The sequence below is a fragment of the Sphingomonas cannabina genome (assembly GCF_021391395.1).
GTDB classification, from domain to species: Bacteria; Pseudomonadota; Alphaproteobacteria; order Sphingomonadales; family Sphingomonadaceae; genus Sphingomonas; species Sphingomonas cannabina.
In genome coordinates this window covers 1,363,215-1,387,090 of sequence record NZ_CP090059.1, presented here as the reverse complement: position 1 = coordinate 1,387,090, position 23,876 = coordinate 1,363,215, and the positions used below count along the sequence as shown (strand labels likewise).

Genomic DNA, 23,876 nt, shown 5'->3' with positions numbered 1-23,876 from the left:
AGGTCGGCATCATTGGACCGAGAAGATGCGAGAGTGTTGCCTGGGTGCAAATCACGATCCATTCTATCGCGGTGAACGAGATCGAAGCCGATCCTGCCGAGGCGCCAGGCCTGCTCGTGCCGTTGCTTGCCGCCGCCGCGTTCGCGTTTCTCGCGTGGGGCAGCATTGTCCTGACCCGCGATACCGGACGCATCGCAGCACTGTGGCTACCGAACGCTTTCCTCGTCGCGATAATGCTTCGCTATGAACGAGCGGGTTTCGGCTGGTTCATCGTTCCCAGCTTCATCGCAAACGCCGCCGCAAACTTCACGGTCGGCGACGATGCGCGCCACGCCCTGGGCCTGGCGTTCTGCAACAGTGTCGAGATCACCATCGTCGTGCTCGGCCTGCATTGGGCCGCGGGGGGCCGGCCGGACCTCGGCAAGCTCCAGCCGATGGCCTGGCTCGTATTGCTCGGGGGTATCGTGGCCCCGGCCACCTCAGGCGTGATCGCCATGTTCGTACTGGCGGCGCCAGGCGACATCGTCGCTCCCGACGTATGGATCAGCTGGGTACTCGCCGACGGCCTCGGCCTGCTCGTCGTCACGCCCATCCTGGCAATTCTCTTTCACGGCTTCAAGCACGCCCCGCACCTCGACCGCCGCACTGCGATCGAATGGGCAGCGATCCTGCTGGTCGGCACGGCGATCACGATCGCGGTGTTCTTCCAGAACCGATTCCCGCTCCTGTTCATCGCTACCCCCTTTGTGATGGTGGCTGCGTTCCGCCTCGGAACGTTCGGTGCCGCGATCACGACCTCGATCGTCGCGCTGATCGCCTCGGTCGCGACGACCATGGGCTACGGTCCCGTGCATCTGGTTCAGGGAGCCCTCGCCACCAAGATACTCGTGCTGCAGACCTTCCTGCTCTTCACCTTCGGCTCGGCCTTGCCGGTGGCGGCGGCGGTACAGAGATTACGAGAGGTTCAAAAGGAACTTCGCGAGAGCCGCGACTTCGCGCGGTCGATCCTCGAGAACATGCGCGAGATCGTGTTCCGCACCGATGCCGAAGGGCGTTGGACGTTCCTCAATCCCGCCTGGACGCAGATCACCGGCTACACCGTGGCGGAAAGCCTCGGCTGGCCGACGACCAGGCTGCTCCGGCCCGAGGACTATGAGGAAGCCAAGAGCATCTATCCGCGGATCGTGTCGGGCGAGCTCGACGAATGCGTGCTCCGGCAGCGCTTCACCCGCGCGGACGGCGACATTCGCGACGTCGAGGTCAGCGTGCGCGCCATGCGCGATGCAGATGGAAGATTCGTCGGAACCTCCGGCAATATCCGCGACATCACCGAACAACGCGCCAGCGTGGCGGCGCTCGAGGCAAGCGAGGCACGTTTCCGGACGCTCGCGGATGCGGCGCCGGTCGGAATCTATCGCGCGGGTCGCGACGGCGGCCTCACCTATGTGAACGCCGCGTGGAGCCGCATCACCGGGTTGAGCGAAAGCGAATCACTCGGTCACGGCTGGCGCAATGCGCTGATCAACCTGGCCGAATTCGAACGGAAGCCCTCCGGCAGCGGCCTCGATCGACCGGGCGACACCTCCTCGCGTGAGCTCAATTTCCGCACGAAAGGTGGCCGCGAGACATGGATCCGCGTCGTCAGCGCCGCCGAATTCGACTCCGCCGGCGAGCGCACGGGCTTCATCGGCGTGGTCGCCGACATCACCGACCGCAAGCATGCCGAGATCGAGCTCGCGGCACGCGAGGAACAGCTCAAGCTGTTCGCCGAGAACGTCACCGATGCGGTGGTCCGCATGACGCTCGACGGCCATTGCATCTTCGCCACGCCGTCCGTCAGAGACGTGCTCGGCGTCACGCCCGAGCAACTCGTCGGCCGGAACATGCTGACGCGCTTCCATCCGGACGATCGCGAGATGGTCCTCAACGCCTATCTGGCTCTGGCGCTAGGCGAGATCGAGGCGACCACGGTAATCTACCGGTCGCATCGTTCCGGCGGCGCCGACGACTGGGTCTGGCTCGAGGCGAACAGCAAGCTGGTCCGCGATTCCGCGACCAACGCCCCGACGGAGGTCATCGCCTCAATCCGCGACGTGACGCGCAGGAAGCAGCTCGAGATGCAGCGCGACGAGGCGCGGCAGCGCGCGGAAGCGGCGGCGGAGGCGAAATCCCATTTTCTCGCGAACATGAGCCACGAGATCCGCACGCCGATGAACGGCGTGATCGGCTTCACCGAGCTGCTGCTCGAAAGCGAGCTCGACGACGAACAGCGGCGCCACGCTCAGCTGATCGCCGAATCCGGCCGCACGATGATGCGCCTGCTCAACGACATCCTCGATCTGTCGAAGATCGATGCCGGGCGGATGACGATCGTCAACGAGCCGTTCGACGTCCACCATGCGCTCAAGAGCGCGCTCAGGCTGATGTCGGTCGCCGCCGAGCGCAAGGGGCTCGCGCTGACGCTCGACCTGGCGGACGATTTCCCTAAGCACATCGTCGGTGACAGCCTGCGCCTTCGCCAGATCCTCGCCAACCTGATCGGCAACGCGATCAAGTTCACCGAAGAAGGCGGCGTGACGCTGAGCGCCCGCGTCGACGGGGACGAGGAAAGGCGCGGGATCATCGAGGTGACCGATACCGGCGTCGGCATCGCGCCGGAACGGCAGGCGGCGATCTTCGACGAGTTCGTGCAGGAAAGCGAGACCACCACCCGGCGCTTCGGCGGCACCGGCCTCGGGCTCGCGATCAGCCGCAAGCTGGCCGAGCTGATGGGCGGGACATTGTCGCTGCGCAGCATACCGGGTGAAGGCACCACGATGATCCTGACTTTGCCGCTCGTCGAGGCGAGCGAGCCTGTCCCTTCCACGCCACGATCGGCACCGACGCCTGCGATCAAGCCCTCGCCCGCTACACGCCGGGTACTGCTCGCCGAGGATCACGACATCAACCAAATCCTCGCCACCGCCCTGCTGGAGCGGCTCGGCTGCCGGGTCGATGTCGCCGCCAACGGTGCGGAGGCAATCGCGCGCGTGGACGAAGCCGCAGCGCGAGGCGAGCCCTATGACATCGTGCTGATGGACGTACAGATGCCCGAGCTCGACGGGCTCGAGGCGACACGCCGGCTGCGTGCCAAGGGATATGACGCCGCGACGTTGCCGATCGTCGCGCTGACGGCCAATGCCTATGAGGACGACATCGCGGCCTGCTTCGCGGCGGGAATGCAGGGTCATGTCGCCAAGCCGATCCAGCTGCGCGAGCTGCAGTCGGCCCTCGATCGCCTCGTCGAAAGCGGCACCGAAGAAAGCGCACCGCCACCCCCGCAACCGAACGATCCGGCGATCGAGCGGCTGCGCGCTCGCTACGCCGATTTCCGTACGAAAGCCGCTGCCGCCTTTTCCGCGGTCGCCGCTTCGGAAGGGCCGATCGCGCCCGCCGAGCGCAACGAGCTGCGCACGCTCGCACACAAGCTGGCGGGCACGGCGGCGATGTTCGGCGATGCCGATCTCGGCGAGGCGGTGCGGCGCATCGAGGACGCGGTCGCCGGGGAGGCCGGCGACGACGCCCTGCGCGCGGAAGTGAACCTCTGTCTGATCCTGCTCGCGAATGGGGACGAGCAGAGCGACCCTGCGATCAGCTCCGGGTGAAGCCGGCGCGCGGCACCGCCGCCCAGGTCGAATCCTTGCGCAGGAAACGCCAGATGCCGCGCAGACGGAAGACGAGATTGATCTGACGGTATCCCAGATTTTCGACGACCGCCGCGACGCCGATCATCAGTAGGTCGCGCGCGCTGGGCGTGCGCCGCAGCTGGAGCTCCTCCAGCACCAGCGTGCCGAGGCTGAGCGCGGTGCCGAACAACACGGTCAGCGAGAAGAAGGCGAGCACCACCACGCCACTCGACAGGCCGAGCGCATAGAGGATCGGCAGCGAAACATAGCCGATCAGTTCGCACGGCGGGCCGAGCACGTCCTCGAGCACGATCATCGGCATCGCGACCATGCCGATCCGGCCGTAACGCGGGTTGAGGATCATGCGCCGATGCCGCACCAACGTCTCCAGCGCGCCCTGCTCCCAGCGCGAGCGCTGGTTGCGAAGCCCGGTCATCTCGAACGGCGCCTCGGTCCAGCACACCACCTCCGGCACGAAGCCGATGCGGTAACGGCGCTTCTGCTCGCGCATATGGCGATGGATGCGGGTGACGACCTCCAGGTCCTCGCCGACGGTGTCGTGGCGATAGCCGCCGACCTCGACCAGCACCGATCGGCGGAAGATGCCGAACGCGCCGGAGATCAGTGTCAGCATGTTGAGCTGCGCATTGGCGATGCGCGCGGTCAGGAAGGCACGCAGATATTCGAGGATCTGGTAGCGCGGCAGCCAGCCCTTCGGCAGCTGGATCTTGCGGACGTGCCCGCCCTGCACGATCGACCCGTTGACGATACGGATCGCGCCGCCGACCGCGACCAGGCTGCCGTCGTCGGTCATGAACGGCTCGGTCGCGCGCAGCAACCCGTCGGGCTCGATGATCGAATCGGCGTCGATCACGCAGACCAAGGGCGCGGTGGCGAAGCCGATGCCGGCGTTGACCGCATCGGCCTTGCGCCCGTTCTCCTTGTCGATGACGAGCAGGTTGGCATGGTTCGCCGAGGCATAGACGCCGAGGATGCGGGTCTGCTGCAGCTCCGCGAGTTGCTCGCGCTCGACCGGATGTAGTGCGAACTCTTCGATCAGCGTGGCCAGCGTCGCGTCCTTGGAGCCGTCGTTGACGACGATCACCTCGTGCTGCGGATATTCGAGCGCGAGCAGCGCGCGCACGCTGTCGGCGATCGACAACGCCTCATTGTAGCAGGGGGCGATGACCGACACCGGCAGGGCGAGGTCCGAATAGCGCGTCCACAGATCGTAGGAGCGGCGCGCCGGCCGGATACGGGTGCGGAACACCCAGGCGGCGATCAGCAGCTGCACCGTCGAGATCAGGTTGCGCAGGCTGACGACGGCAAAGCTCAGCACGCTCGCCGCGACCAGCAGCCCGAGGCCGATCGCCTCGCCCCAGTTGTCGAGCGTATCCCAGGTCATGCCGGCGCCCTCCGCAGGGCCTGAAGCGCCTCGCCCGCACGCAACCGGACCCAAGCGGATTTGTCCGTCCGCATCGCGTCGAGCTGCGGGACGGCCCGGCGCAAGCCCAGGGCCGCGCAGCCAAGCGCCGCCTGCGCTCGCACCGTCTCGTCGGGATCGTCGAGCAGCGCGAGTACCCAGCCCGCGCTTGCCGGATGATCGATCCTGCGCGCGGCGCGCAGCGCGGAGAGGCGGATTTCGGGATCGGGATCCTTCGCCGCTTCGGCGAGCGCGGGAAGCCCCGAGTAATCGCCCGTCCAGCCGAGCGCGTCGATGATCACCGCACGCAGGCCCGACGGCAGCCGACGACCGGCGAGACGCCTCAGCTCCGCAGCATGGGCCGGCGCCAGCGCGCGGAACAACGCGCGGTGGACACGCGAGACCGATGCCCGTTCGAGATCGAGCGCGGTGATCAGCACGTCGGGCGCCGGCAGCGCGGACAGCTTCGCCAGCATCGCTGCTGCCTCCAGCTGAAGCGCCGGATCGCGATCGTCACGGATGATGCCGGTCAGCGTGGACACGGCCTGCACCCCGCCGATGTTCCCCAGCAGCCGGATCGCGTCCACGCGCTTCGCCCGGCTGCCGCGGCGCGCGCGGTCGGCGATCGCCTCGAGCAGCCGGTTCCGCTCGACGAACTCGGTCAGCCGCTCGCGATCCTCGCCGCGCACGAGCTGGCTCAGATGAGTGACCGCGGCCAGCCGCTCTTCATCGATCGCCTTGGCATAAGCAGGACCGGTCTCGCCGCCGCGCGTGACGGCGGTCATGACCTCGCGCAACAGCGCGCGGGCATTGGTCTGCGACTGGGCGAGGCGCCGCTCCTTGCGATCCCGGCGCATCACCAGGAACAGCAGGAAGGCCGCCATCACCAGTGCGCCGTAAACCGACACCAGGATCGCGATCCGCGCCAGCGCATCGGCAATGGCCGGCAGATGGATCATCAGAACCGCATCTGGAGGCCGACCGTCGCGCCCTTCCGCTCATAGCTCTGGCGGCGCTTCTCATAGTCGCCGGTCAGCCGCAGGCTCCAGCGATCACCTATCGGGAACTGGACGCCGGCGAAGGCGGCATGGAGGCGGCGGGTGACGCCGGCCTGGGTATCCGGGTAGGTGGCGGCGCCGCCGAACAATAACATGCCGTTGCCGAGCTCGCTGTCGAGCCGCCCGGACCAGCCGCTCCGATAGTGATTGGTCTCGTCCCACAGATTAATCATCCGGATCGTCGCGCTGCCGCGGATCGGTCCGATCGCGAGGCGCGCGCCCGGCTCCAGCGCCGTCACGTTGGTATGCCCGTAATCGGCATGGCGCGCGTCGAGCAGCAACGTGACCGGCCCGCCGACATCCCCCTCGATGCCGCCCCGCAGGCTCCAGTGCTCGCGGAAGTCGGCGTTGGGCGTCCCCGCGACCGCCAGATAGGCGCGGAGCGACGGCGAGAATCCGTGATCGACCCGCGCAAGCAGATAGGTATCGATCAGCCCCCGTCCCCGCGCCTCGCGCTCTACCTGCGCAGTGAGCGTCGTGCGCGGCGCAACGGTGCCGTAGATCGACGCGCCCGCCGTCCACCAGGTGCGGTCGTCGCCGGACGCCAGCGATACGTCGGAGATCGAGCTCCACAGCGCGATGCCGCCACGGCGCGATTCTGACGACGAAACAGCGCCTGTCGCGGTTGCATCGATCTGGCGGCTCAGCGCCGCCGCTTCGGCGTTGCCCGGGTCATGTGCCTCGATCCCGCGGAGCTCGGATTCCGCCTCACCGGACCGTCCCGCCCAGAAATAGGCGCGCGTCAATGCCAGGCGGATGTCGAGGTCGCCGGGCGCGACGTCGCGCGCATGGGACAGCGTGGCGATCGCCTCGTCATATCGCTTGGCGAAGGCATAGTTGGTGCCGAGCAGCCGCAGGATCTCGGGATCGTCGGGGTGATCGGCGCGGGCGCTTTCGAGCAGCCGGATCGCGCGGACGAAATCCCGCGCCTCGCGCGCGGCGGCAGCTTCGCGGATCAAAACGTCGCGCTGCCCGGCCTGCGCAACCGCAGGTTGGACAGCGAGAGCCAGCGCCGCGGCGAATGCGCTAAGCGCCGCTCGACCGCTTCGCACGCGCGTCCTCCGATCGCAGTATCGCATTCACGCGCACGACGAGCTCGTCCGGGATGAACGGTTTGGTGAGATAGTCGTTGGCCCCCGCCTCCAGAGCCGTCACCACGTCCTCCCGCGCCTTGCGCGAGGTCAGCATGACGACGGGCAGCGCGCGGCCGCGCTCATCAGCGCGCAGCGACTTCAGCACCTCGAGCCCCGAAAGTACCGGCATCATCGCATCAAGCACGAGCAGGTCGAATGCCCCGCTCAACGCTTGCACCAGCGCTGCCCCGCCCTCCTCGACGATAGTGACGTCGTGCCCCGCATCCTCCAGCTTGAAGCGGAGCAGTTCGCCGAGCAAGTCGTCATCGTCGGCAACCAATATGTAAGCCACACGCAACGCCCCGGTTCTGTCGGACAGGCCAGCTCACCGGATCCAAATGGTGCCGCAGGCTAGCAGTCCCTCTACATATCTTAGAGGAGATTATAGTTAATATGTCGTAAAATCACGTAAAGCCCGGCACTTTTGCGACGGAATGAACGAGGAAGCTCGGCCCAAATTGACTAATGATCAAGGCCGGAATGCGATTGCTCCGACGACATCTCCCCACGATGGGATCGCACCTAGCAGGTCGCCAATTGCGAACCAATCGCCCCCCCTCCTTGGGCGGGGTCCGACCTATGCATTGAGCGCCGACCAGGATCCTCTTTGTTCCCGCAACCGCGCGGGCATGTAGAGCGCGCCATGATGCCCATTGGGCGCGACCGACTTACTCAGCGGAGTTCGACCGCGCTCGCGGCTCGCTTGCAGCGAAATCTTGCCTCTCGCCTAACGTAGATGATCTCGTTCTGCTTGAGGTTCAGCAACACCCGCAGTCAAGCTGACCCGAATCGACGTGAATCGATGCCAGAGGATCACCAAACGCTGCGAGAAGTTAGGTTGCTACGATTTTGCCTTTCTAGCAAAATCAAGGAAATGGTGGAGCCGAGGGGGATCGAACCCCTGACCTTCGCAATGCCATTGCGACGCTCTCCCAGCTGAGCTACGGCCCCACACCCCGGGAAGGCGCTGCCCTCTACGCGGGCCGCGCGGGTTTGGCAAGCGGTCGCGAACGGGGTCGCGACCGCTGCCGAAAATCAGCTTTCCTCGTCCTCATCGCCAGTTGGCACGCCGAGGTCGTCGTCGCCGCCGAGATCGACGTCGTCGTCCGGGCTCGCCTCGCCCTCCTCGTCGACCTCCACCAGGTCCAGGTCCTCGGCGCCGAGATCGGCATCCGCGGTCTCGCCCTCGGCCTTGTCGGTCTTCACCGCCTCGAACGGCAGCGGCTGCTTGGACTTGAGAATCGGCTCCGGCTCCCACGCCACGCCGCAGTTGATGCAGGTGACGGGCTCGTCATTGCCGAGATCATAGAACCGCGTGCCGCACTTCGGGCACGTCCTCTTCGTGCCCCACTCGGGCTTCACCATCGCTTTCGCCTCACTCACAAAAAAGGGGATTTCGGGGTATCACCCACGAAGTTGGGGCGCGCCTTGCCAGAGCGCAAGCGCGCTGTCAAAAGCCGCGGCCGATGCACGGCTCCCTTCCCCGTCCGCTTTCGATTTCCGCCTCTGGTCCGCTCCGTGGAACGGTGACCGTTCCCGGCGACAAGTCGATCAGCCACCGCTCGCTGATGCTGGGCAGCCTCGCGGTCGGCGAGACGCGAATCGAAGGGCTGCTGGAGGGCGAGGACGTGCTCGCCACCGCCGCCGCGATGCGAGCGATGGGCGCGACGATCGAGCGCGACGACGACGGCGTGTGGCGCGTCCACGGCGTCGGGGTCGGCGGGCTGCTGCAGCCGGCCAATGCGCTCGACATGGGCAATTCGGGCACGTCGACGCGGCTGCTGATGGGGCTGGTCGCGAGCCATCCGATCACCACCACCTTCATCGGCGACGCGTCGCTGTCGAAGCGGCCGATGGGGCGGGTGATCGCGCCGCTGTCGCAGATGGGCGCAGACTTCACCGCGAGCCCGGGCGACCGCCTGCCGCTGATGGTGCACGGGATCTGCCCGGCGGTGCCGATCGAATACGAGCTGCCGGTCGCCTCCGCGCAGGTGAAGTCGGCGGTGCTGCTCGCCGGGCTCAACGCGCCGGGGATCACGCGGGTGATCGAGCGCGTGCCGACGCGCGACCACAGCGAGCGGATGCTGCGCGGGTTCGGCGCCGAGCTGACCGTCGAGGACGGCGTGATCTCCATCACCGGCGAGGCGGAGCTGAGGCCCCAGGACATCGTCGTGCCGGGCGACCCCTCCTCTGCCGCCTTCTGGATGGTCGCGGCGTCGATCGTGCCGGGGAGCGACATCGTCATCCGCAACGTCGGGCTCAATCCGACCCGGGCGGGATTGCTGACCGCGCTCAGGCTGATGGGTGCCGACATTACCGAGCAGGACGCGCGCATCGTCGGCGGCGAGCCGGTCGCGGACCTGCGCGTGCGCCATGTCGGGCTCAAGGGCATCGAGGTGCCGCCCGAGCTCGCGCCGAGCATGATCGACGAATATCCGGTGCTGTTCGTGGCGGCGGCCTTCGCCGAGGGCACGACGGTCGCGCGCGGCGCCGAGGAGCTGCGCGTCAAGGAATCGGATCGCGTCACGGCGATGGCGGAAGCGCTCGCCGCCAACGGCGCCCGCGTCGCCGAGCTTCCCGACGGCATGACGATCGAGGGCACCGGCGGCGAGCCGATCCCCGGCGGCGCCCGCATCGCCTCGCAGCTCGACCATCGCATCGCGATGAGCATGAGCGTGGCGGGCATGGCGTCGGCGCGGCCGATCGAGATCGACGACGCGAGCCCGATCGCCACCAGCTATCCCGATTTCGTCGCCACCGCCACGAAGCTCGGCGCCGATCCGCGGTGGCTCGACCAATGATCATCGCCGTCGACGGGCCTGCGGCCTCGGGCAAGGGGACGATCGCGCGCGCGCTCGCACGTCATTTCCGCCTGCCCCACCTCGACACCGGCCTGCTCTATCGCGCGGTGGCGGCGACCGTGCTCGACAACGAGCTCGATCCCGAGAAGGAGGCGGATGCCGTCGCCTCGACCGATTTCGACGAGGCACTGCTCGCCGAGGAGCGGCTGAAGGACGACCGGATCGGCAAGGTCGCCTCGATCGTCTCGGTCCACCCGCTGGTGCGGGCCGCCCTCCTCCAGCGGCAGCGGCGTTTCGCCCAGCAGCCCGGCGGCGCGGTGCTCGACGGGCGCGACATCGGCACGGTGATCGCGCCGGAAGCCGAGGTGAAGCTGTTCGTCAAGGCGACGCCGATGATCCGCGCCCGCCGCCGCCACGCGGAGCTGCTCGCGCGCGGCAGCTTCGTCAGCCTCGACAAGGTACTCGCCGACATCCGCGCCCGCGACGAGCGCGACAGCACGCGCAGCCAGGCGCCGCTCAAGCCCGCCGACGACGCCGTCTTGCTCGACACCAGCTTTCTCTCTATAGACGCCGCCGTCCAGCGGGCGATCGCGCTCGTGGAGGCACGGACGGGGCAACGGGCGGCGACGCCCCGATCCCCCGCATAGGCGCGGAGCGGACCGGGCATCCGGTCGCGCTGGCCGCGCCATTTGCGCATTTGTCCTGACTTCCTCGCTCGGGTGTGAACCGCCCCGGTGGACGCCGCGACCGGCATCCGGCCGCCGCGGCGAATCGGCCCAAAGACCGCCGGAGACAACCGGCTGGCCGGAAACGTGAACGAATAGGACCCTGTTTCTTATGGCAACTGCCGCCAATCCCACCCGCGACGATTTCGCCGCGCTGCTCGACCAGACGCTCGGCCAGGCCGACGGCTTCGAGGGCCGCGTGGTCATCGGTACCGTCACCGGTATCGAGAACGACATGGCCATCATCGACGTCGGCCTGAAGTCGGAGGGCCGCGTGCCGCTCCGCGAGTTCGCCGCCCCCGGCCAGAAGGCCGAGCTGAAGGTCGGCGACGAGGTCGAGGTGTTCGTCGACCGCGTCGAGAACGCCAATGGCGAGGCGATGCTGAGCCGCGACCGCGCCCGCCGCGAGGCCGCGTGGGACAAGCTGGAGGCCGAGTTCGCCCAGGGCAACCGCGTCGACGGCGTGATCTTCGGCCGCGTCAAGGGCGGCTTCACCGTCGACCTCAACGGCGCGGTGGCCTTCCTCCCCGGCAGCCAGGTCGACATCCGCCCAGTGCGCGACGTCACCCCGCTGATGGACATCCCGCAGCCGTTCCAGATCCTCAAGATGGACCGCAAGCGCGGCAACATCGTCGTGTCGCGCCGCGCGGTGCTGGAAGAGACCCGCGCCGAGCAGCGTTCGGGCCTGATCCAGAGCCTGCACGAGGGTCAGGTGATCGACGGCGTCGTCAAGAACATCACCGACTACGGCGCGTTCGTGGACCTGGGCGGCATCGACGGCCTGCTCCACGTCACCGACCTCAGCTACAAGCGCGTCAATCACCCGAGCGAAGTGCTCAACATCGGTGACACCGTCCGCGTCCAGATCATCCGCATCAATCGCGACACGCAGCGCATCAGCCTCGGCATGAAGCAGCTGGAGAGCGATCCGTGGGACGGCGCGGCGCAGAAGTATCCGGTCGGCGCCAAGCTGTCGGGCCGCGTGACCAACATCACCGAGTACGGCGCGTTCGTCGAGCTGGAGCCCGGCATCGAGGGCCTGGTCCACGTCTCCGAGATGAGCTGGACCAAGAAGAACGTCCATCCGGGCAAGATCGTCTCGACCTCGCAGGAGGTGGAAGTGGTCGTGCTCGAGGTCGACGAGGAGAAGCGCCGCATCAGCCTGGGCCTCAAGCAGGCGCAGCAGAACCCGTGGGAGGCGTTCGCCGCCGCGCACCCGGTCGGCTCGACCGTCGAGGGCGAGGTCAAGAACGCGACCGAGTTCGGCCTGTTCATCGGCCTGGACGGCGACGTCGACGGCATGGTCCACATGTCCGACATCGCCTGGGGCATCTCGGGCGAGGACGCGCTCAACCTGCACCGCAAGGGCGAGACCGTGCAGGCGGTCGTGCTCGCGGTCGAGCCGGACAAGGAGCGCATCAGCCTCGGCATGAAGCAGCTCGAGCGCGGCGGCGTGCCGAGCCCGGCGGCCGCCGGCGGTGCGCGCGTCAACAAGAACGAGATCGTCACCGTGACGGTGCTCGAGGTGCGTGACGCGGGCCTCGAGGTCCAGGTCGGCGACGACGGCGCGACCGGCTTCATCAAGCGCACCGACCTCGGCCGCGACCGCGACGAGCAGCGCCCGGAGCGGTTCCAGGTCGGGCAGAAGTTCGACGCGATGGTCACCGGTTTCGATCGCTCGAAGAAGCCGACCTTCTCGGTCAAGGCGATGCAGATCGCCGAGGAGAAGCAGGCGGTGGCCCAGTATGGTTCGTCGGATTCGGGTGCGTCGCTCGGCGACATCCTCGGCGAGGCATTGAAGGCTCGCAACAGCGAAACCAAGTAAGGGGTCTGGCCGGGGAGGCGCATCCGTGTCGCCCCGGTACAGCGCGTGAGCCGCGACGGTTGATAAAAGCCGTGCGTTTCGCGTAGGATAGGCTAAATGCGGCGCGTGTCGCCGCTGCCCCGGGGGGTAGAATGATCCGATCCGAACTCGTCCAGCTCCTCGCCCGCGATCACGCCGACCTGTCGGTGCGCGACATCGAGAAGATCGTTGACGTTTTCTTCGATCAGATCGTCGATCGCCTCGTCGCCGACGGCCGCGTCGAGCTGCGCGGCTTCGGCGCCTTCTCGACCCGTGCGCGCGACGCCCGCACCGGCCGCAACCCCCGCACCGGCGAGACGGTGAGCGTCGACGCCAAGCGGGTGCCCTATTTCAAGCCGGGCAAGGAAATGCGCGCGCGCCTCAACATGGAGTGAGGCGGATTCGAGCTAGGGCGGATTGCAGAGAACCTGACCCGCCATTCGTCACCCCGGACTTGTTCCGGGGTCCACCGCGCAGCAAGGCGTCGATTTCAAGGTTCGGGCTGGGACCTCACCGTCAGTCTTCGTGGAGAAGTGGATGCCGGAACAAGTCCGGCATGACGATCGGGAAGGCGGGGTCGGAATATCAAATAGTGATCGGCGGGTTGACGCGGGCGCCGCCACGCGCTCCGGTCGAAGCTATGCGCGGACGTGGCGAAATTGGTAGACGCACGGGACTTAAAATCCCTTTCCGGTCACGGAGTGCGGGTTCGAGTCCCGCCGTCCGCACCATAGTTATGATAGTCGACTTTTATTTGGTTCGCTGAACGCGTGACAGCCCAACCCACGTCCGCGCCGACGTAAGCGCGATTCCGATATCCCTTCAGCCCAGCTTGCTACCGCCGAAGCATTTCTTCTAATTCATACTTAAAAACTAGGAATATGGCTGCCCTACCGGCCTGCTGCCCATGGCAGGAGATCGGTGTGGCGGGCGGACACCCGGTGTCGAGCCTCGTCGAAAGTTCGAACCGGGTCGGAACCGCGCGTCCACGAAAGCAAACCGGCGCGTCTGTCCCGTTGATCTGAAGGGGAACAGACATGGCGATGAAATTCCTGCTCCTGGCCGGCACCCTGCTCGGCGCCGCGCCGGCGCTGGCGCAGCAGTCGGCGCCGGGCTCACCGACCGATCGATCGCAGCAATCGGCGGAAACGGCGCCGGACGATAGCCGTGACGGAGAGATCGTCGTCACCGGAACCCGGCTCGGCGAGCGCACCGTGACGACGTCGCCGGTGCCGATCGACCTACTGCGCGGCGACGATCTGCGCGCCTCCGGCTATCAGGAGACGACGGAAGTGCTGCGCCAGCTCGCGCCGTCCTTCGCCTTTGCGACGCCGACCACGCCCGACGGTAACACCCACATCCATTCCGCGTCATTGCGCGGCCTCTCGCCCGACGAGACGTTGGTGCTGGTCAACGGCAAGCGGCTGCATACCGCGGCCTGGGTCAACACCGGCGGCACCATCGGCAAGGGCGCGGTGCCGACCGATCTCAACCAGATTCCCGCCGCCGGGATCGGCCGGATCGAGATTCTGCGCGACGGCGCCTCCTCGCAATATGGCTCCGACGCGATCGCCGGCGTCATCAACATCCTGCTGCGCGAGGATACCGCGCTGCATGCGACGGCGAGCGCCGGGTCGACCTATGACGGCGGGGGCGACACTTATGAATTCTCGCTGGGCGGAGGGCTCAAGCTCGGCGACGATGGATTCGTCAACGTGACCGGCTATTACCGCGACCACGAGGCGGCGAACCGGGCGCGGCCGGACACGCGCCAATTCTATCTCGGCACCTCGCCGACAGGTACGCCTCAGCCGCTTTCCGCGCGCTACGGCGCCGGCATCGGCCTCAATCCGCCCGGCGGCGTTGCCGGTACCCGGCTCGACCCGCGCGAGGCGAGCGTCGACCGCAACGTCTGGCGCTTCGCCGACGAGGGCGACCTCAAGGACGCCTCGGTGATCGTCAATCTCGAGAAGCCGCTTGGCGCCGTCGAGCTTTACGGCTTCGGCGGCTATCGCGTGAGCAAGGCGCATTCCAACGCCTCGTTCCGCCGGCCCGGCCAGGACGAGAACGTCCGCGCCATCTATCCCGACGGGTTCCTGCCGTTCGTCAACACGCGCAGCACCGACTATTCGGCAGCGCTTGGCCTGCGCGGCGAGGTCGCCGGGTGGAAATGGGACCTGTCGACGGTCTACGGCGGCAACAGCATCGAATACCGTACCGAGAACACGCTCAACGCGACGCTCGGCACCGCCAGCCCGACGCGCTTCTACAACGGCAAGTACGAGAACTCGCAATGGACGAGCGACCTCACGCTCTCCAGGGCGTTCGAGGTCGGACTCGCGGCACCGCTCAGCTTCGCCGTCGGCGCCGAGTATCGCCGCGACGACTACAAGATCGGCGCGGGCGAGCCGGCGAGCTATGCCTATGGACCGGAGCGCGTACTCGACGGCCCCAATGCCGGCGCGGTGCCCACCATCGGATCGCAGGGCTTCGCCGGCATCCAGCCGGGCGACGTCGTCGACGTTCACCGCCACGCGATCGGCCTGTTCGCCGAGCTCGGCACCGAGCTGGTGCGCGGGTGGGAGATCGACCTGTCGGGCCGCTATGAGGATTACAGCGACTTCGGCGACACCTGGAACGGCCAGGCCTCGACACGGATCGTGTTGCCCGCCGGGTTCGCGCTGCGCGGGTCGGTCGGCACCGGCTTCCACGCACCGGCGCTGGCGCAGCAGTATTTCAGCTCGACCAGCAGCCGCACCATCGTCAACAATTCGACCGGCTTCCCGGAATTCGTGCTGGTCCGCACCGCCCCGGTCGGTTCGGCATTGGCGCAGGCACTCGGCGCCGAGCCGCTGCGGCCGGAGAAGTCGACCAACTGGGGCGGCGGCCTCACCTATGCCGGCGGCGAGCTCACCGCATCGGTCGACTATTACCACATCGACATCGACGACCGCATCGTGCTCTCGTCCAACTATGTCGATGCGCCCGGCAGCCGGCGGCTGCGCGACTATCTCGCCAGCATCGGCATCCCGGGCGTCACCAGCGTGCGCTATTTCACCAATGCCGTCGATACGCGCACCCAGGGTGTCGACGTCACCGTCGCCTATCGGGCGCGTCTGGGGGATTCGGCCGACCTCAGGCTCAGCGCCGCCTACAATCACAACGAGACGCGCATCCGCCGGATCGCCGCGACGCCGCTTGAGATCACCGCCCTCGGCATCACCACGCCGCTGTTCGACATCAACGAGCGCACGCGCGTCCAATATGGCCAGCCACAGAACAAGGTCGCGCTCGGCGCCAATCTCCGGCTCGGCGCGATCACCTTCGACGTGCGCGCGACTCGCTACGGCGAAGTCGAGCAGGTTGCGCTCACCAACCAGTCGGTGGCGAACCTCGCGCTGATCGCCGCGGGCTCGACACCCTACCGCACCGTGCCCACCGAATCCGGCGCGGCCGGCAACGTCGACGTGATCCAGCGGCTCAAGGCGAAATGGGTGACGGACTTCAGCTTCACCGGACAGGTGAACCCGCACCTCGCGGTCACCGTCGGCGCCAACAACCTGTTCAACGTCTATCCGACCGAGAACATCCGCTCGACCCCGGCGCTGACCGGCGCCGACACGTTCGGCGCCTTCCCCTACAGCGAGTTCTCGCCGTTCGGCTTCAGCGGCGCCTTCTATTATGTCCGGGCCGGAGTGCGCTTCTGATGGACATGCCCCTTCTCAACCGCCGCGAATGGCTGGCGATGAGCGCCGCCGTCCTCACCGCTGCCCCGGCGGCGGCACGGCCAGCCGGTGGCGAGCGGATACGCCTGTCGCTCAACGAAAACGCATACGGACCTTCGCCTCAGGTCGCACCGGCGATCGCCCGCGCCACGACCGGGATCGAGCGCTACGTCGACCAGGCTGAGGTCGATACGCTCGCCCGACAAATCGCAACACTGGAGGGTGTCGCCCCCGAGCAGGTGGTGGTCGGCGAAGTGCTGGCGCCGCTCGGCGCCTATCTGGCGCGTCAACGTCAGGGCGGCGGGATCGTCTATTCCGCGCCGGGCTATACCGAGCTCGTCGATTCCGCCGCGCCGCTGGGCGGTGTCGCCGTGCCGGTGCCGCTCGACGACAGGCTCGAGAACGACCTGCCGGCGCTGGCGCGGGCAATCGGTGCCCGGACATTGGCGGTGTCGCTGGTCAATCCGCACAATCCATCAGGCGCCGTCGGAGATGCCGCTGCGCTCCACCGGTTCATCGCCGATGCGGCGGCACGGACGCTGGTGGTCGTCGACGAGGCCTACCTCGAATATGACGACTTCGCCGCGCGTAGCGCCGTCCGCCATGTGCGCGAGGGACGCAACGTGCTGGTGTTCCGCACGCTGGCCAAGATCTACGGGCTCGCCGGTCTGCCGATCGGCTATGCGCTGGCACCGGCGTCGCTGGCCGACGGGCTGCGCAAGACCGGCATCGGCGCGCCGCATTCGCTGAGCCGCCCTGCCCTGGCAGCGGCCGCCGCCGCGCTGGCCGATCAACGGCATGTCGCCTCGGTCCGGGCGGCGGTCGTCTCCGAGCGGCAGCGCCTGACCGCGATCCTCGACGAGCGAGGCCTGCGTCACAGCGACAGCCGCGCCAATTTCGTCTTCTTCGCTCCGCCCGATCCGCAGCGCTATCGTACCGCCTTCACCGCCGCGGGCATCGAGATCGCGCGCGCTTTTCCGCCGCTCGACGGCTGGATCCGGATCACCATCGGCCAGCGGAGCGAGAATGATCGCGTCGCGGCGGTGCTTCGCCAGATGCCGGCCTAGCATCCCTCTGTGGCCCGTATCCGGCGACGCGCTTTCCCGAGGCGAACACTGTTGCAGAAGCAGCAAGCCGGTGACCGCAGATGCTGCGATCGCATCAGCATCGGTGTGCGTGGCCGTCATCGCCCGCCCGGTTTCGGGGTGGAACGGCCGTAAATCGGCATCGCCGGCCGTCTGGCACGTCACTTGCGATCCCGTCGACGAACACGGCGCGCATCTCGCCGCCAGTCGATCGGGGGATTTCCGACTTGTCACAGCTACCGACCCGAACCGCGTCCGTCGCCCTGGCCCAGACGAGTGCGCTCGCGTTCGTGCTCGCGATGGCGACTCCGGCCTTTGCCGTGTCGCTTCCGGCCGACCGCCCTTCTCCCGCGGACACCGCCAACGATGATCCGCTGAAAACAAGGCCGGCGGAAGGCAGCGAAGGCGAGGAGGCCCGCGCGGCCGCCAGCGGCGACATCGTGGTGACCGCACAGCGGCGCGAGCAGCGGCTGCAGGACGTGCCGACCGCCGTGACCGCGCTCGGCAGCGACACGTTCAGCGTCGGCGGGATCGGCCGCTCGGCGAGCGAGGTGCTGAACCTCGTGCCCAACGCCTCCGCCGGCACGCAACAGCACGGACGCCCGCGCTGGTGGATCCGCGGCGTCGGCGCCGGGCAGCAGCAGCTCGACCTCGCCAACCCGGTCGGCTTCTACCTCGACGACGTCTACATCAGCAATGCGAGCGCCACCGGCCTGCCGCTGTTCGACATCGAGCGGGTCGAGGTGCTGCGCGGCCCACAGGGCACGCTGTGGGGCAAGAACACCACCGGCGGCGCGATCAACGTGATCTCGAAACGCCCGTCCCTCACCGGCGGCAGCGACGACAACTACGTCAAGCTCGACTACGGCAGCTACGACAACAAGATTGCCGAGGGCGGCGTCGGCGTCGCGCTCGTGCCCGACGTGCTCGCGACGCGCCTCTCCTTCCACCTCGACGACCGCGATGGCCGCTTCACCAATCTCTTCACTGGCGAGAAGTCGAACCACGTCGTCGACAATGTCTTCCGCGGGCAGCTGCTGTTCGCGCCGGCCAAGGACTTCGAGGCGCTGCTGAGCGTCCATTACCGCGACTATCGCACCGACGGCACCTATTGGACCACGGCCAGCTACCTTACCAGCGGCGTGGTGCGGAACGGCTATGCCCCGTCCACGGACAAGGACGAGATCAGCACCAACGCGGGCGAATACAGCCGCAGCAACCAGCTCGGCGGTTCGCTGCATCTCGACTGGACGATCGGCGACGGCCTGACGCTCACCGCGATCACCGGCTATGAGCGGTTCAAGACCCGCGGGCCGGGCGACAACGACTATACGCCGCTCGAGATTTCCCGTTCCTATACCCGCGCGCGCAGCAGCCAGTGGACCCAGGAGCTGCGCCTCGCCTCGCCCCAGTCGGACCGGCTGAGCTGGATTCTCGGCGCCTATTATTTCAACGAGAAGATCGTCTCCGATGCCTATTCGGCGACATTGCCCGCCGGATCGGTGCCGGCCGAGCCGGGCAGCACGGCGCCGGCGGCCTATAGCTGGACCGCCTATGACCATCGCGCGGAAAGCGGCGCCGCGTTCGGCAGCACGACCTTCGCCTTCACCGACGCGCTCAAGCTGACGCTCGGCGCGCGCTGGACGCGGGAGACCAAGACGCTCGACCTCGACCGCCTCGCCTCGCCCAGCGCGGCAGCGACCGGCTGGAGCAACTATGCGCGCTGGTGGGACAGCTACACCGGCGGCTTCGGCGGTGCTGGCACCTTCTCCGGCGATCTCAGGAAGACCTGGGACGCCTTCACCTACGACGTGACGCCGGCGTGGAAGGTCGACGACGACAATCTGCTCTACTTCAAGTTCGCGCATGGCGTGAAATCGGGCGGGTTCAACACCGCGGCGACCTTGCCGGCCGCGCTGCTCGCGGTCGAACCGGAGAAGCTCAATTCGTTCGAGCTCGGCTACAAGTCGCAGTGGTTCGGCAAGCGCCTCACCTTCAATGCGACGCTGTTCCATTATGATTATGATGACGTACAGATCAACGTCGTAGGCCCGAACCCCGGCGCGGTGGGCGGCGCGACCGTCTCCTACCTACAGAACGCGAAGAAGGCGCACGTCAACGGCGCCGAAATCGAGCTGGAGGCGACGCCGGTCGACCGGCTGAAGCTGAGCGGCGCGGTCGGTATCCTCGACACCAAATATGACGAGCTGCAGGTGGTGAACGGCGGCGCCGACCTGTCGGGCGCCCGGTTCGTGCGCGCGCCCAAGCTCACGCTCAACGGCAGCGCCAGCTACACGGTGCCGCTGGGCGGAAGCGGCGATCTCGAGTTCGCCGCCGACGCGCGCTATACCTCGCTGCAATATTACTACATCACGCCGCAGGATACGGTGAACCGCTACCTGCTGACCCAGCCCGGCTACACGATCGCCAACGCGCGGATCACCTATACGTCGCCGGACGAGCGCTACACCGTCTCGGCCTATGTCAACAACCTGCTCGACGCCGACTATCGCAACCACGCGCTGCCACAGGCCAATCCCGTGCAAGGGATCACCGGCGACGCCGTCTACTGGGGCGATCCGCGCACCTATGGCGCGTCGGTGATCGTGCGGTTCTAGGGTCGGATTCGGCCAATCTGAATCTGTTCCCCGGCGAAGGCCGGGGCCCAGTCTCGAACCGCTCGCAACTGGGCCCCGGCCTTCGCCGGGGAACAGCAGCTTCAAGTCAGATGGATCAAACTCTTCAGATGGATCAAACTCTAGGGCGCGATCCAGCTCAAATTAACCGTCGTCCCGGCAAAAGCCGGACGACGGTTCAAGCGCCGCGGGTCACTCCGCCGCCTGCAGCAGCGCCTCCGCCTGGCCGCCGAGCAGGGGAAGCACTTCCTCGCCGACGCGGTAGGCCTCCTCCAGATGCGGCGTTCCGGCGAGGATGAAGGCGTCGGTGCCGCGGGCGATCAGCTCGTCGAGCTTCGCCGCGCACTGCTCGTAGCTGCCGACGATGCCGAGCGCCGGGCCGCCGCGCAGCAGGTTGAACCCGCCCCACAGGTTCGGCGCGACGATCAAATCCTCGTAGCGTTGCGCCTCGCTCGGCCTGAGCGCCTGCTGCCGCGCGGCCCCCACCGAATCGGTCGGACCGCCGCGGCTGGCTCGGCGGCGCTCGTCGCCGACGTTCTCGAAGCCGATGCGGATGTCGCGCCAGGCCTCCTCCTCGGTCGGCCGGGCGACGAGATCGACGCGGACCGCGCATTTCTGCTCGCCGCCGAGCGCCGCGGTCCGCTCCTTCACCCGCGCGAACTTGTCGGCCAGCTGGTCGAACGGCTCGAGCCAGGAGAGATAGTAATCCGCGTGCTTCGCCGCCGACTGCAGCGCCGCGTCCGACGAGCCCGAGAACCAGATTTCCGGCAATTCCTCCAGCGCCAGCAGCGGCGAGAGCCCGCCATCCTCGACCTGGTAGAAGCGGCCCTGGTAGGAGAAGCCCTGCCCCTTCCACACGCCCTTGAACACGTCGAGGAACTCGGTGGTGCGGCCATAGCGGTCGTCGTGGCTGAAGCTGTCGCCCCACCAGAGCTGGGCCGGGCCGCCGCCGCCGGTGATGATGTTGAAGACGGTACGCCCGCCCGTCGCCCGCTGCAGGCTTGCCGACATGCGTGCGGCGTGTACCGGATTGAGGAAGCCGGGCTGGAAGGCGATCATGAAGCGGAAGCTCCGGGTCTCGCGCGCGAGCAGCGGCGAGATCACCCAGGGATCGTCGGTGTTGGGAAAGGACGGGATCAGCCCGCCGATGAAACCCGCGCTCTCGGCCGCCTTGGCGATCTCGGCGAGATGGTCGATGTAGCGGAAGCCGTCGTCCTCGCCGTCACGGTCGAGCCCCGGAGCGATGTTGTGCGGGCCAAGCGGCGACCAGTCGCCGCGATCATAGGTGCCGTGGCGGATGCTGCCGTGGCAGCCGTGGGTGGGCAGTCGCCAGTAGAAATCGATCGTCATGGGACACCTCAGGCAGCAGCGGGAACGCGCTCGGTCAGCGCATGGAAGCGGGGAAGGACATGCTGGCCGATGCGATACGCTTCCTCGAGCGAGGACGGCGCGGTCAGCACGAAATGGGTGATGCCGAGCGCCGCCAGCGCGGCCAGCCGCGCCGCCACCTCGTCATAGGTGCCGACGATCGCGTCGCCGCCGATGGCGATGCGGTTCGCGTCCGCCCGGGCCTCGTCCTGATCCTCGCGGGCGAGCACCGGCTGGATCAGCCCGAAGGCGACCGACCGACCCTCCCTCAGCGCCAGCGTGTCCAGCGTCTCGACCAGCGCCCGGAGCTTCGCCAGCGGTGCCGCAGCGAAGAGATGCACGTCGGCGGCGCGCGCCGACAGCGCCAACGCCTCCTCGCTCTCACCCTGGAGGAATACGCGGGGAAACGCCACGCGGTTGAGCGGCGCGTCGAAACCGCCATCCTGCACCTCGAAATGCCTGCCGGCGAAGGAATAGGGCCGCTCGCCATGGACGCCGCGCGCGACCTCGAGCAGTTCCTCGATCCGTTCGACGAGCTCGTCCTCCGGCACGTGATCGCCGTCGCGGGCGCGGACGGCGGGATCGGCCGACGGCGCGATCGCCCAGCCGAGCCGGCCGTGCGCCGCCCGCTGGAAGCTGACCGCCTGCTTGGCGGCATAGACCGCCGAGCCGGACCAGGCCGGAAATTCCGCGATCAGCGTGATCCGCCGCACCTCGCGCGCGATCGCGGCCGCGACGATACGGCTGTCGTCCGATTGCGGCCGATGCGGCAGGAACACGCCATCGAACGCCGTCTGCGCCGCCGCCTGCGCGATCTGGGCGTAATAGTCGTAGCGGTTCAGCGTCGGTGTCCGCACGTCGCGGAACAGCGTCGGCCCGCGCGGCCGCGCGCTCGGTTCCGACCGCGCCGGCTCCTCGGCGACGTCGATCTGCCAATAGCTGTGGATGGTCATGCCGCGTTCCTCTCGCTTGCGAAGGCGGGCAGCCCCAGTCGGCCCGCGAACACCGTCTCGTCGAGCGGCCGGCGGCCACTGGGGCTCTCGCCCGCGTGGAATTCGGGATGGAGCGTATCGAGGCTCCCCAGCCGCCCGAGCGCGACGATCATCTCGACCGCATGGTCTTCTGGCACCGCGAGCCGCTCGCGTGCGGCCGCGCGGTCGAAGCCGCCGATGCCATGGGTATGCCAGCCGAGCAGCAGCGCCTGATGCGCGAAGTTCGTCCAGGCCGCGCCGGTATCGAAGCTGTGCGAGACGTTCGCCACGATCTCACCGCGCCGTTCGACCTGCAGCACCGAGAGCACCACGATCAGCGCCGACGCCCGGCTCGCCCAGAGCGCGTTGCGCGGCGCCAGCAGGCCGACGAAATCCTCCCAATGCGCGTCGCCGTGGCGCGCGATCAGGAAGCGCCACGGCTGCGCATTCGATGCCGACGGCGCCCAGCGCGCCGCCTCGAACGCGCTCAGCAGCACCGCATCAGGCACCGGCTCCGCGGTGAAGCTGCGCGGCGACCAGCGGTCGACGAACAGCGGCTCGACGGGATGATCCGGCCGACGCGCCATCAGCGCTCCTCCCGCGCCGGCAGGCGCACGAGATTGGCGGGATCGCTTGGCGTCGCGGTCAGCTCTGCGAGGATCTCGTCCTTGAGCTTGTGGAGCAGCGGCGCGCCGCGCTCGCGCGGGTGCGGCAGGTTCACCTCGACGATCCGGCGGATGCGGCCGGGGCTCGGCGCCATCACCACCACGCGGTCGCCGAGGTAGAGCGCCTCCTCGACGTCGTGCGTCACCATCAGCATGGCCGAGCGCTGCGCCATCCAGATGCGCTGCAGCTCGTTCTGGACATGCACCCGCGTCAGCGCGTCGAGCGCGCCGAGCGGCTCGTCGAGCAGCAGCAGCTTGGGCGCGGTCACCAGCGCGCGGGCGATCGCCGCGCGCTGCGCCATGCCGCCCGAGAGCTGGTGCGGATAGGCCTGCTCGAACCCCTTGAGGTTCACCAGCGCGATATGGTCGGCGACGATCTGCGCCCGGCGCGCCTTGGGCGTGCCGGTGTTGAGCAGCGCCAGCTCGATGTTCTGCTCGAGCGTCATCCAGGGAAACAGGCGATGGTCCTGGAAGACGATGCCGCGATCGAGGCTGGTGGTGGCGATCCGCTCGCCGTCGAGGCGGATCTCGCCGCCATAGTCGTGATCGAGCCCGACGATCAGCCGGAGCAGCGTCGACTTGCCGCATCCGGAGGCGCCGACGATGCTGACGAACTCCCCGGGCTTGACTGTCAGGTTGATGCCCTCGAGCGCCGGCCGCGGCGTGCCGCCGATGGTGAAGCTCTTATGGAGATCGGTGATCGACAGCGCGCCGCGCGGTACAGGTGGCGCCTCGGCGGCCGGTTTCGGCAGGGCTTCCTGAAACATCATGGTCTCCC

16 protein-coding genes, 2 tRNA genes and 1 pseudogene are annotated in these 23,876 nt (G+C 67.9%); 9 read left to right on the top strand and 10 right to left on the bottom strand.

Translation table 11 applies throughout. The features are described 5' to 3' along the window. Nucleotides 1-71 precede the first annotated feature (71 nt). Nucleotides 72-3,644, top strand: coding sequence for a PAS domain S-box protein (locus tag LZK98_RS06715; protein WP_233785628.1), 3,573 nt, complete (start codon nucleotides 72-74; stop codon nucleotides 3,642-3,644). Here the strand turns inward: LZK98_RS06715 and LZK98_RS06710 are convergent. The 6 genes and pseudogenes from LZK98_RS06710 to LZK98_RS06685 all read right to left on the bottom strand — a co-directional run bounded on the left by LZK98_RS06710 (nucleotide 3,631) and on the right by LZK98_RS06685 (nucleotide 8,644). Next, nucleotides 3,631-5,070 (bottom strand): glycosyltransferase family 2 protein, encoded by a 1,440-nt coding sequence (locus tag LZK98_RS06710; RefSeq protein WP_233785627.1) that lies wholly within the window; start codon nucleotides 5,068-5,070, stop codon nucleotides 3,631-3,633. The genes LZK98_RS06715 and LZK98_RS06710 overlap by 14 nt on opposite strands. Continuing rightward, nucleotides 5,067-6,047: a HEAT repeat domain-containing protein gene (locus LZK98_RS06705; RefSeq protein WP_233785626.1), complete on the bottom strand. Its 981-nt coding sequence runs from the start codon at nucleotides 6,045-6,047 to the stop codon at nucleotides 5,067-5,069. Before LZK98_RS06705 ends, LZK98_RS06710 begins: the two co-directional genes overlap by 4 nt. Continuing rightward, nucleotides 6,047-7,105, bottom strand: coding sequence for a YaiO family outer membrane beta-barrel protein (locus tag LZK98_RS06700; RefSeq protein ID WP_233785625.1), 1,059 nt, complete (start codon nucleotides 7,103-7,105; stop codon nucleotides 6,047-6,049). Before LZK98_RS06700 ends, LZK98_RS06705 begins: the two co-directional genes overlap by 1 nt. 106 nt (nucleotides 7,106-7,211) lie before the next feature. Further along, nucleotides 7,212-7,571: pseudogene (locus tag LZK98_RS06695) on the bottom strand (response regulator transcription factor); the annotation flags it as partial. Nucleotides 7,572-8,154: 583 nt separating this feature from the next. After that, nucleotides 8,155-8,230, bottom strand: a tRNA-Ala gene (locus tag LZK98_RS06690). 84 nt (nucleotides 8,231-8,314) lie between these two features. Then, the gene (locus tag LZK98_RS06685; protein WP_233785623.1) at nucleotides 8,315-8,644 is read right to left on the bottom strand and encodes a TIGR02300 family protein; all 330 of its coding nucleotides are present in this window, start codon (nucleotides 8,642-8,644) and stop codon (nucleotides 8,315-8,317) included. A gap of 101 nt (nucleotides 8,645-8,745) precedes the next feature. Between LZK98_RS06685 and aroA the strand changes: the two genes are divergently transcribed. From aroA to LZK98_RS06645, 8 genes are all read left to right on the top strand, one after another. After that, nucleotides 8,746-10,080, top strand: a complete 1,335-nt coding sequence (gene aroA, locus LZK98_RS06680) for a 3-phosphoshikimate 1-carboxyvinyltransferase (RefSeq protein WP_233785622.1) — start codon at nucleotides 8,746-8,748, stop codon at nucleotides 10,078-10,080. Continuing rightward, nucleotides 10,077-10,727, top strand: a complete 651-nt coding sequence (gene cmk, locus LZK98_RS06675) for a (d)CMP kinase (protein WP_233785621.1) — start codon at nucleotides 10,077-10,079, stop codon at nucleotides 10,725-10,727. The genes aroA and cmk overlap by 4 nt, the downstream gene beginning before the upstream one ends. 190 nt (nucleotides 10,728-10,917) lie before the next feature. Continuing rightward, nucleotides 10,918-12,630: a 30S ribosomal protein S1 gene (rpsA, locus tag LZK98_RS06670; RefSeq protein ID WP_233785620.1), complete on the top strand. Its 1,713-nt coding sequence runs from the start codon at nucleotides 10,918-10,920 to the stop codon at nucleotides 12,628-12,630. Nucleotides 12,631-12,761: 131 nt separating this feature from the next. Beyond that, entirely contained in the window at nucleotides 12,762-13,043 is a 282-nt protein-coding gene (locus LZK98_RS06665) for an integration host factor subunit beta (protein WP_233785619.1), read from the top strand. Nucleotides 13,044-13,292: 249 nt separating this feature from the next. Beyond that, nucleotides 13,293-13,379: transfer RNA gene (locus tag LZK98_RS06660), tRNA-Leu, on the top strand. Nucleotides 13,380-13,685: 306 nt separating this feature from the next. Further along, a complete protein-coding gene (locus tag LZK98_RS06655) occupies nucleotides 13,686-16,355 on the top strand; it encodes a TonB-dependent receptor plug domain-containing protein (protein WP_233785618.1) in 2,670 nt (889 codons plus the stop codon). Beyond that, a complete protein-coding gene (locus LZK98_RS06650) occupies nucleotides 16,355-17,440 on the top strand; it encodes a pyridoxal phosphate-dependent aminotransferase (RefSeq protein ID WP_233785617.1) in 1,086 nt (361 codons plus the stop codon). The genes LZK98_RS06655 and LZK98_RS06650 overlap by 1 nt, the downstream gene beginning before the upstream one ends. 245 nt (nucleotides 17,441-17,685) lie before the next feature. Further along, nucleotides 17,686-20,076: a TonB-dependent receptor gene (locus tag LZK98_RS06645; RefSeq protein WP_233785616.1), complete on the top strand. Its 2,391-nt coding sequence runs from the start codon at nucleotides 17,686-17,688 to the stop codon at nucleotides 20,074-20,076. A gap of 210 nt (nucleotides 20,077-20,286) precedes the next feature. Here LZK98_RS06645 and LZK98_RS06640 read toward each other — a convergent pair whose 3' ends face one another. From LZK98_RS06640 to LZK98_RS06625, 4 genes are read right to left on the bottom strand one after another with little or no spacing between them, the layout of a single operon-like run. After that, entirely contained in the window at nucleotides 20,287-21,444 is a 1,158-nt protein-coding gene (locus LZK98_RS06640) for an LLM class flavin-dependent oxidoreductase (protein ID WP_233785615.1), read from the bottom strand. An 8-nt stretch (nucleotides 21,445-21,452) separates the two neighbouring features. Continuing rightward, entirely contained in the window at nucleotides 21,453-22,415 is a 963-nt protein-coding gene (locus tag LZK98_RS06635) for an LLM class flavin-dependent oxidoreductase (protein WP_233785614.1), read from the bottom strand. Beyond that, nucleotides 22,412-23,020, bottom strand: coding sequence for a nitroreductase family protein (locus LZK98_RS06630; protein ID WP_233785613.1), 609 nt, complete (start codon nucleotides 23,018-23,020; stop codon nucleotides 22,412-22,414). Before LZK98_RS06630 ends, LZK98_RS06635 begins: the two co-directional genes overlap by 4 nt. Next, the gene (locus tag LZK98_RS06625; protein WP_233785612.1) at nucleotides 23,020-23,865 is read right to left on the bottom strand and encodes an ABC transporter ATP-binding protein; all 846 of its coding nucleotides are present in this window, start codon (nucleotides 23,863-23,865) and stop codon (nucleotides 23,020-23,022) included. Before LZK98_RS06625 ends, LZK98_RS06630 begins: the two co-directional genes overlap by 1 nt. Between the last annotated feature and the right edge of the window lie 11 nt (nucleotides 23,866-23,876).